Genomic DNA, 9,758 nt, shown 5'->3' on the forward strand with positions numbered 1-9,758 from the left:
CGTGGGACCCCTGCACGGTGCCACCCGTACGGCAGACTGGGGCGCGACGCCACCGGTGCGAGCCGTGGTTGCTCCCCGTGCTCCCGAAGTGCTCCCGAAGCTGCCGAAAGAGGCCTCATGCCCCAGAGCCTGCCGACCGACCACCCGACCCACCGCGACCCGGAGGCCGGTCCCGGCGCCGACGCCGGCCGGCAGGACGGGCTCGACCGCGGCCTGAACACCGGCCTCGACACCGGCTTGGACACCGGGCTGGACACCGGCCTCGACGTCGAGACGGACGTGGACGGCGGCGCGGGGTCCGCCGGGGCGCCGCAGGAGATCCTGCTGGAGCTGGTCGACGACGAGGGTGTGACGATCGGCACCGCGGAGAAGCTCTGGGCCCACCAGCAGCCCGGTCGGCTGCACCGGGCGTTCTCGGTCTTCCTCTTCGACCGGCAGGGCCGGATGCTGCTCCAGCGCCGGGCGCTCGGCAAGTACCACTCGCCCGGCGTCTGGTCGAACACCTGCTGCGGCCACCCCTACCCCGACGAGCCGCCGTTCGTGGCCGCCGCCCGGCGCACCGCGGAGGAGCTCGGCGTCGCCCCGGCACTGCTCTGCGAGGCGGGCACGGTCCGCTACGACCTGCCGGACGAGACCTCCGGGCTGATCGAGCGGGAGTGGAACCACCTGTTCGTGGGCCTGGTCACCGCGCCGGTGCGGCCCAATCCGGACGAGGTGGACGACTACGCCTTCGTGACCGCCGAGGAGCTGCGCGCGCTGGAGGCGGAGCGGCCGTTCTCGGTGTGGTTCCGGACCGTCTTCGAGGCCGCCCTGCCGGGCATCCGCGAGATCGCCGGGAACTCCTGGTAGTCCGCCCTGGTCGTCCGCCCGGTGCGCCCGGTGGTGCGCCCGCCACGCCGCCGGTCCGCCCGCGGTCAGCCGTGCTCCCCCCGGGGGAGCGGCAGCGAGGCCCAGATCACCTTGCCGCCCTCCCCCGCCTTCTCCACGTCGCAGACCCCGCCGGCCTGCAGCGTGACGCTCTTCACCAGCAGCAGCCCGCGCCCGCCGGTCTGGCCCGCGTCGGCCGCCAGCGCCTTCGGCCGGTACGGGTCGCCGTCCTCGACGGAGACCCGTACCCAGCCGCCGCGCACCGTCAGCTCGGTGGTCACCTCCGGCGACAGCTCGGCGGCGTGCGTCACCGCGTTGCCGACCAGCTCCGAGACGATCAGCAGCAGGTCGTCCACCAGCTCCTGGTAGCGGTTCTCCGCCAGCCCCTGGGCCAGCAGCCGGTCGCGCACCGCGTGCCGGGTGCGCGGCACCGAGGCCTGCACGGCCGGCACGGTGAACCGCCAGACCCCCTCGACGGGGCCACCCCGTGCCGCCGCCTCTTCCTCGCTGATCCGCTCCACGTCCAGCCGCCCTTCGTCCGCGACCCGGGAATCAGGCGTTCCGCTCATGGCGCCCTCGGTGCACAGAGGCTAGGAGAGCCGCCGCCGGGCCCGGGGCACCGTCGACAAGTTGCCCGTGTCGGACCGCCCCCGCCCGTTCCCGACCGTTCACCGTCCGCAACCCGACCGCTAACCGCCGTCGAACCACCGCTTCGCGCACACCTGCGACCCATCCCCGCGACCCCCACCATCCCAACCGGGGAAACGCAGGTGAGAAGCACTCCGAAACCCTGGTAATGTTCTCTCTGTCGCCGAGGGGGCGAGCAAAAAACCCCCGAAGCACACACCCTGTCCGGGTGGCGGAATGGCAGACGCGCTAGCTTGAGGTGCTAGTGCCCTTTATCGGGCGTGGGGGTTCAAGTCCCCCCTCGGACACCATCAATCGCTGGAATTTCCGGTGGTCGAAAGGCGGGACAGGATTATTCCTGTCCCGCCTTTTTCATGGCAAATGAGCACACGGACGGCATCTCCCTGGAACCGCAGAAGGCTCCCGCCAACGAGGCGCGGGCCCGGTTAGAATCGCCACCCGGCGAGGCTGATGCCGCAGCGCAACCCGGCGGTGTCCGGTGCACCGGTTGGCGGCAGACCGCGTCCAGAACCCCGGAAAGCAATGCCCCCACCAGGCGCTACTCGATGACTTGGTCCGCACGTAACGGAACTGACGGGTAGCCGATCCTCCGCGCAGGCCCGGCCCTGTGCGCGCAAGGAGCTGCGAACACATGTCCACATCGGCGTCCCTCCGCGCCAGCTGGCAGTACGACGTGCCGACCCGCGGCAGTTCGCATCTGCCGCCTGACGCCGGGTACGCAAGGGCCCTGACCAACCAGGGCTACGGCTTCGAGGCGGCGGTCGCCGACCTCGTCGACAACTCGATCGACGCTGGCGCGGACTCGGTCGTAGTGCACTTCCTGCGCGACGCCGACCGCATAGTCTCGCTGCTCGTGCTGGACAACGGCCGGGGCATGGACACCGCCGGACTCGACAGCGCGATGACCGTCGGCCGCCAGCGCGACTACAACAGCGGCGCCCTCGGAATGTACGGCACCGGACTCAAAGCCGGGTCCCTGTCGCATGCGCGGTCTCTCACCGTGATCAGCCGCACCAAGCGCAGCGCGCCCGAGGGGCGCAAGCTCACCGCGGAGAGCATCGCGGACAGCTTCCGCTGCGACACTGTCGACCCTGAGTTCGCGCAGCAGCAGACCGATGTCTACGACGGCCTCATCGAATGGCAGGGCACCATAGTCCGGTGGGACCGGGTGCGCGCGTTCGAAACCGTCGCACCAGGGCAGAGCGAGCAGTTCCTGTCCAAGGCGATATCCCGGCTCGAGACGCACCTCGGCCTCTACCTGCACCGGTTCCTCGCCCGCGGGCTCTCCCTCGACATCGCCGTCTGGGATGTGTCGACGGGCGAGGAGACCGACCACATCAGCGTTGATCCCCTGGATCCGTTCGGCTACCGGGTCCCCGGCAGGGCCGGCTACCCGAAGAAGTTCCTCGCCCCGGTGGCTGGCGCGGGCGCCGTCCCGCTCGAGGCCCACATCTGGCCCGCCAAGTCGAACCAGGCCGGCTTCCGCCAGATCGGCCCCGTCCAGGAACGTCAGGGCTTCTACTTCTACCGCAACGACCGCCTCGTCCAGGCCGGCGGATGGAACAACCTGCGCGCACCCGAGACGCACCTGGCGCTGGCACGCATCGCCGTCGACCTGCCCCCCAACGCGGGCGAGGTGTTCAGCCTCACGGTGAAGAAGGACGGAGTCGAGGTCACCCCTGCTTTCACCGCCGGGGTCGAGCAGGCCGCCGACCCGACAGGAGCCCCGTTCCGCGCCTTCCTGTCCGATGCCGAGGCGGCCTACCGGGAAGGGGCATCGAGGTCGGCCATCGAGCGGCCCTCAGTGATCGAGCCCGGCTGGGGCTTCGACCCCATGGTCAAACGCGCCGTACGCGAGGAACTCCCGCTCAAGCCAGGTGAGGACCCGATCCGCGTGGAATGGGTCTCGCTCCCGGACGACACCTTCTTCGAACTCGACCGCGACGGCCATGCCATCCTCCTCAACAGGGCCTTCAGGGAGGACTTCAACGACGGCCGGCGAGGCGGTTCCAACGACGCCCCGGTAGCCAAGGCCCTGCTCTATCTTCTGCTCCAGGACTGCTTCGGGCTCGGCCGCTGGGAACGAAAGCGGGCAGACCGCATCGACTACTGGAACAGCATCCTGATGGCCTCGGTGCGCGCCCAGCGGGAACGCCGCAACCGCCTGAGTTCCTGACCGGCCCCTGCCCCCAGACCGAGGGACACGACGTGACCGACATACTCCTGGAGATCCACACCGACGTCCTGAGCGGTATGCGCGCCAGCCCCCGCCACTTCAGGAAGTCGGCGGAGCTCGCCTCCGAGGAGGACTTCGCCGACGCCGACCTCAGCGACGAGACCTTCGGCAAGCGCCTCGCGGAGGACGCCCTCAGCGGAGGAGCACTTGCCGCGCTGTGGTCCCGCACGCTGACAGCATGGGACTTCGCGGAGGCCCCTCGCTGGTCGCCGGAGACCGCCCCCCGGACGGACGCGCGCCGTACAGCGGCCTACGACCGGCTCCGCCTCGGCGACGACCTGCGCAAGGCACTCGACGCCGCAGTACCGGTGGCCCGACTCGCCGGGGCCACCGTCATCGCACGTGAGCACGCTGCCTGGTACACGCCTGAGCGCGCCGCGTCCCGCTCCTTCTACTGGCCCGCGTACGAACGCAAACTCCGTGACAAGGGCTGGACTGACGCCGCCATCGCGAGCCTGGACGAGGCGAGCCGCTCCGTGGTGGAGCGGCTCACAGACCCTGAGCAGAGCAGTGCCCGCCAGACCAAGGGCCTGGTCGTCGGTTATGTGCAGTCCGGCAAGACCGCCAACTTCACCGGCGTCACCGCCAAGGCCATCGACGCCGGGTACCGCCTGGTCATCGTCCTCGGTGGAACCCTCAACCTGCTGCGCGCCCAGACGCAGCGCCGCCTCGACATGGAGCTGGTGGGCCAGGAGAACATCCTCCGCGGCGCGGACCCGGAGGATGTCGACGCCCTCGTCGGAATCGACTACGTGGGCGACGACGCGGACTGGGCGGACTTCGTCAGGCACGGCGGCCGCCCCTCGACGCTGCACGCCTTCGACATCGAACGCCTCACTACTCGCGACAACGACTACAAGAGCCTCGCACAGGGCATCCGCGTGCTGGAGGTCGAGAAGCGCGACCACGCCCTCCCGCTGTACGACGCGGCAAACCTGCACCACGCGGCCGCCAGGATCATGGTCGTCAAGAAGAACAAGGCGGTCCTGGCGAAACTGGTCAAGGACCTCAAGCAGATTCGCGGCCTCCTCGGCGAACTGCCGACCCTGATCATCGATGACGAGTCCGACCAGGCCTCCGTCAACACCACCGACCCCCGGAAGCGGGAGAAGGGGTCCACCGAACGCACAGCGATCAACGGCCTCATCTCACAGCTCCTCGGCCTGCTGCCCCGCGCCCAGTACGTCGGCTACACCGCCACCCCGTTCGCCAACGTCTTCATCGACCCCGGCGACTCCGAGGACATCTTCCCGAGCGACTTCCTCATCTCCTTGCCCCGCCCCCAGGGCTACATGGGCGTCCAGGACTTCCACGACCTCGATTCGCCGCTCGAGCCCGCGGAGCGGACCGTCGCCAACTCCCAGCAGCAGGCCCACGTCCGCGGGATCTGGGACAGCGCCGACGACCGCCTGCAGGAGGCCATGGACAGCTTCGTCCTCGCCGGGGCGCTGAAGCTCTTCCGATCCCACCGAGGCGTGCCGGACGGACCCTTCCGCCACCACACCATGCTCGTCCACCAGTCCGTACGCATGGACGACCATGCGGAGCTCGCCGACCGCATCACGAGCATGTGGCACAGCTCCGGCTACGCTTCTTCGGAGGGCCACACCCGGCTCGCCGCCCTCTGGGCCGATGACTTCGCACCCGTCTCCGGAGCGCGGGCCGCCGATCTGCCCGCCCCCGCCGGATACGACGAACTGCGTCCCTATGTCAGCCGCGCGCGGCAGCTGATCAGCAGGGGCGGCAGCCCGGTCGTGGTGGTCAACGGCGACTCGGACCGCTACTTCGAGCAGCTCGACCTCGACTTCGACCGCACCCCCAACGTCTGGAAGATCCTGATAGGCGGGACCAAGCTCTCCCGCGGGTTCACCGTCGAGGGCCTCACCACCACCTACTACCGGCGGATGACCCGGCAGGCGGACACCCTCATGCAGATGGGGCGCTGGTTCGGGTTCCGCCCGGGCTACCGCGACCTGGTCCGCCTGTACATCGGGCGCGAGGAGCCGATGACGAAGACTTCGACGGCCGACCTCTACGAGGCGTTCGAAGCGATCTGCCGCGACGAGGAGGTGTTCCGCGAGCAACTCGCCCAGTACTCCGAGCTCGTCGACGGGAAGCCCCAGGTCACTCCCGCCGAGATACCTCCGCTGGTGGCGCAGCACCTCTCCTGGGTGAAGCCCTCTGCCCGCAACAAGATGTTCAACGCCGAACTCGTTGAGGTCCGCTCGCCGGGCAGGCCCATCGAGCCCGCGGCCTACCCGCTGTCCCAAGCGGCCCTGCGGCGCAACACCGAGCGGTGGGGATCGCTGCTGCGCGCCTTCACTCCGCAGGCCGCCGTGTTCACGGCTCCGGCCGACAGTTCCGGCGGGCCGGGCAGGTCCTTCAGCGCGCTCACGGCCCGCGTCAGCCAGTCGGCCCTCATCTCCGTCCTGAGCGGGCTGGAGTGGGAGCGCGAGGGGCATTTCCAGCCCCACCTCCGTTACCTCGCACAGCTCGACGGGCGCTTGGCCACCGTCGACGAGTGGCTCCTTATCGCCCCGCAGCTCTCTCAGGGCGCCCGGACCGACGCAGCGGTAGCGGGCTCGGTCCCGATGTCGCTCGTCCGCCGGAGCCGGCAGGCGGGCAAGCCCTCGTTCAGCCGCATCGCCGGCGTCGAGCACCAGCTGCTGGCGAAGTGGCTGATCGACAGTGCCGCCCAAGACGACGGGGTGGAAGGCGCCCTGGGCCCCCGGACCGGCGTGGCGCTGGTCTACCCGGTGGTGGAGGGGAAGACCGAAGCGGACGTACTCGCGGCCGTCAGGAACGGCGAAGCCGACCCGTCCAGGGTCGTGATGGCGTTCAGCCTGATCCCGCCGAGATCCGCCATCGACTCCACCCGGAGGCTCGTCCGCTTCCAGGCCAAGGACTCCCGCCAGGACAACGCCATCATCGAGGTTTCCGAGCGCTGACCGGCGCCGCACGACCAGAAGACAGGAGGGGCGGGATGACGTCGGAAGCCGTGCCGCTACCGCTCTTTCCCGAGCCGCAGGGTGTCGGGAAGGACCGGGAGCTGGAGAAGGTCCGGGCCGAACTGGTACGCATGGACCCGGCCGGCAGGCGATTCGCCACCGTCCTGAGGGAGACTATCGACCAGCTGCTCGACGGCGAGCGCACTGGCCGGTACGACTGGAAGGACCTCTTCAAGACAGAGAAGACGCATGCCGGAACACTGGTGGAGATCAATCTCCAGCGGGAGTTCGAGTTCAGCGACGGCTCGGCAATGGACTACAAGATCGCCGGAATTGAGGTGGACTGCAAGTACTCCCAACAGTTCGGCAGTTGGATGATCCCGCCGGAAGCCGTGGGACACCTCTGCCTGCTCGTGTGGGCCAACGACTACAGAAGCCGGTGGAGTGCGGGCCTGGTGCGCATACGGCCGGAAATCCTCAACGGCGGCACCAACCGCGACCTGAAGCTCACGATCCAAGCGGCACAGCGCGACCGGATCGTCTGGCTCTGGCACAACGCGGACCTGCCGGAGAACGTCCTGCTCCACCTGGATCCCGAGATCCGTTCGAAGATCCTCGTCCCCGGCAGAATGAAGGGGCAGATGCGCATCAACCAGCTGTTCCGACTCGTCCGCGGCAGGCGCATCGGCCGCGGAGTCGTCCGTACCGCGGCGCAGCAGGTCGACTACATGGCCCGCGTCCGGGAAGGGGGCCCGAACCGCGCACGCCCGAAGCTCCGTGAAGAGGGGATCATCATCCTCGGCGACTACCCAGTACACCAGGCCATCGCGGCCGCCCTGGGAGGCCAGGTCCCGGAGGAGGGTGAGTTCGTAGCCCACCGGGTAGTCCGCGCCGGTCCCGCGCATGCAGGGAGGCAGAGCGCTGAGATCGGGGGGAGCCTGTGGGTCGTCGCCGAAGAAGGCGAGTGGGAGCACCGCAGGGAGCCCGCCCCGCGTCTGCCCGATCCGCAGACCGGCAGGGCCTGAGCAGGAACGGGAGCAGGCAGCCCCTGAAGGCCCTCGGCGCCTGCCTCGGCGCCCGCCAGGAAGCCGAATCCGGGCTGCACCGTTTACCGGCACCCCCTTCAACGGGAAACCCTCCAAGGCACCCGAGGAAGCGCCCGCCGGCCTGCGCCTCCCTTCCTTCGCACGCCCGCTTCGGTCCCGGGCACCTCCGCCAAAGGAAGTCAGTTCGGGCACGATATGACAACGATCGGGTGTTTTGGGTCGCATTTGAGGGTCATTTGAGGTTTCGCCCGATTTGGCCGCTTAGGCTGTCTCCGTTTGTCCGGAAAACCAAGTGACATGATGAGACAGAGGACCGATACGGTGAGTGAACCCGAGTCGACGACGGCATCACACCAGCACTACCGCCGCTCGCTCGGCACGATCAGCCTCACCGCCGTGGGACTGGGGTCGATCATCGGGTCGGGGTGGCTCTTCGGGGCCGAGCGGGCGGCGCGGCTGGCCGGGCCGGCGTCGATCGTCGCCTGGGTGATCGGGGCGGCCGTCGCCCTGACCATCGCGCTCACCTACAGCGAGCTGGGGTCGATGTTCCCCAAGGCCGGCGGCATGGTCCGGTACGGGCAGTACTCGCACGGGTCGCTGGCCGGGTACCTGGCCGCCTGGGCCAACTGGATCGCCATCGTCTCGGTCATCCCCGGCGAGGCGACCGCCTCGGTGCAGTACATGAGCTCCTGGGACTTCGACTGGGCCAAGGGGCTGTACGACGGGCAGGAGCTGTCCGTCAGCGGTGTGGCGCTGGCCAGTGTGCTGCTGTTGGTGTACTTCGCGCTGAACTGGTTCGCGATCACGCTGTTCGCCAAGACCAACACCGCGATCACCGTGTTCAAGGTGGTCGTCCCCACGCTCACCGCCGGCGCCCTGCTGTTCGCGCACTTCGACACCTCGCACTTCACCGACCACGGCGGCTTCGCGCCGAACGGCTGGAGCGCGGTGTTCACGGCGGTGGCCGTCTCCGGCATCGTCTGGGCGTTCAACGGCTTCCAGTCCCCGCTCAACCTGGCCGGCGAGGCCCGCAACCCCGGCAAGTCGCTGCCCAAGGCGGTGATCGGCTCGATCCTGATCGCCCTGGTGATCTACGTCGCGCTGCAGATCGCCTTCCTCGGCGCCGTCCCGACCGCCGACCTCGCCAACGGCTGGAGCGGCCTCGGCTACACCTCGCCGCTCGCCGACCTGGCCATCGCCTGGGGCCTGAACTGGCTCGCGCTGCTGCTGTACGCGGACGCCTTCGTCTCCCCCAGCGGCACCGGCATGATCTACGCCGCCACCACCTCCCGGATGATCCACGGCGTCCAGGAGAACGGCCACCTGCCGTCCGTCTTCGGCAAGGTCGACCGCAGGACCGGCATCCCGCGCCCGGCGCTGGTGCTCAACCTGGTCGTCGCCTTCGGCTTCCTCGCGGTCTTCCGCGGCTGGGGCTCGCTCGCCGAGATCGTCTCGGTGGCCACCGTGATCTCCTACATCACCGGCCCGGTCGCCGTGATGGCGCTGCGCCGCCTGGCGCCCGAGCTGCCGCGCCCGGTGCGGCTGCGCGCGATGCCGGTGATCGCCCCGGTCGCGATGGTGTTCGGCTCGCTGGTGCTGTACTGGGCCCGCTGGCCGCTCACCGGCAAGGTCATCCTGCTGATGGCCGCCGGCCTGCCGATCTGGGCCTTCTACGAGCTGCGCAAGCCGTTCGCCGAACTGAAGCCGCACCTCAAGGCGGGCGCCTGGATGATCGCCTACCTCTTCGTGATGGCCGGTGTCTCCTGGGCCGGCTCCGCCGACTTCGGCGGCCACGGCTACCTGCCGGAGGGCTGGGACCTCCTCGTCGTCACCGTGATCGCCCTGGCCTTCTACGCCTGGGGCGTCCGCAGCGCCTGGGCCAACCCCACCCTGGCCGCCGTCAAGCGCGAACTGCTGGAGGCCGACGGGGCACCGGTTCCCGACCGGGAGAGCGCCGCGGTTCCCCAGGCCTGACCGCCGCCGTACATGCGAAAGCGCCGACCGGGTGTCCTC

The 9,758-nt window shown here is 69.6% G+C and carries 6 protein-coding genes and 1 tRNA gene; 6 read left to right on the forward strand and 1 reads right to left on the reverse strand.

Annotated elements, in window-relative coordinates:
* The first annotated feature begins 117 nt into the window (after positions 1-117).
* Positions 118-849, forward strand: a complete 732-nt coding sequence (gene idi, locus ACFU74_RS18535) for an isopentenyl-diphosphate Delta-isomerase (RefSeq protein ID WP_380757874.1) — start codon at positions 118-120, stop codon at positions 847-849.
* Between the two features lie 65 nt (positions 850-914).
* Here the strand turns inward: idi and ACFU74_RS18540 are convergent, their stop codons facing one another.
* Positions 915-1,436 (reverse strand): ATP-binding protein, encoded by a 522-nt coding sequence (locus tag ACFU74_RS18540; protein WP_380757877.1) that lies wholly within the window; start codon positions 1,434-1,436, stop codon positions 915-917.
* 281 nt (positions 1,437-1,717) lie between these two features.
* Between ACFU74_RS18540 and ACFU74_RS18545 the strand changes: the two genes are divergently transcribed.
* The 5 genes from ACFU74_RS18545 to ACFU74_RS18565 all read left to right on the forward strand — a co-directional run bounded on the left by ACFU74_RS18545 (position 1,718) and on the right by ACFU74_RS18565 (position 9,719).
* Positions 1,718-1,805: transfer RNA gene (locus tag ACFU74_RS18545), tRNA-Leu, on the forward strand.
* Positions 1,806-2,146: 341 nt separating this feature from the next.
* Positions 2,147-3,691: an ATP-binding protein gene (locus ACFU74_RS18550; RefSeq protein ID WP_380757879.1), complete on the forward strand. Its 1,545-nt coding sequence runs from the start codon at positions 2,147-2,149 to the stop codon at positions 3,689-3,691.
* A gap of 32 nt (positions 3,692-3,723) precedes the next feature.
* Positions 3,724-6,699, forward strand: coding sequence for a Z1 domain-containing protein (locus ACFU74_RS18555; protein WP_380757882.1), 2,976 nt, complete (start codon positions 3,724-3,726; stop codon positions 6,697-6,699).
* 35 nt (positions 6,700-6,734) lie between these two features.
* Entirely contained in the window at positions 6,735-7,724 is a 990-nt protein-coding gene (locus ACFU74_RS18560) for a NaeI family type II restriction endonuclease (protein ID WP_380757885.1), read from the forward strand.
* A gap of 342 nt (positions 7,725-8,066) precedes the next feature.
* Entirely contained in the window at positions 8,067-9,719 is a 1,653-nt protein-coding gene (locus tag ACFU74_RS18565; protein WP_380757887.1) for an APC family permease, read from the forward strand.
* Positions 9,720-9,758: the final 39 nt, after the last annotated feature.

The sequence above is a fragment of the Kitasatospora sp. NPDC057500 genome, from assembly GCF_042802195.1.
Taxonomy (GTDB): Bacteria; Actinomycetota; Actinomycetes; order Streptomycetales; family Streptomycetaceae; genus Kitasatospora.

Bases quoted from the DNA above. Each gene is read 5' to 3' on its own strand.
- ACFU74_RS18550 (WP_380757879.1), top strand. From the start codon at position 2,147: ATGTCCACATCGGCGTCCCTCCGCGCCAGCTGGCAGTACGACGTGCCG.
- ACFU74_RS18540 (WP_380757877.1), bottom strand. From the start codon at position 1,436: ATGAGCGGAACGCCTGATTCCCGGGTCGCGGACGAAGGGCGGCTGGAC.
- idi (WP_380757874.1), top strand. From the start codon at position 118: ATGCCCCAGAGCCTGCCGACCGACCACCCGACCCACCGCGACCCGGAG.
- ACFU74_RS18560 (WP_380757885.1), top strand. From the start codon at position 6,735: ATGACGTCGGAAGCCGTGCCGCTACCGCTCTTTCCCGAGCCGCAGGGT.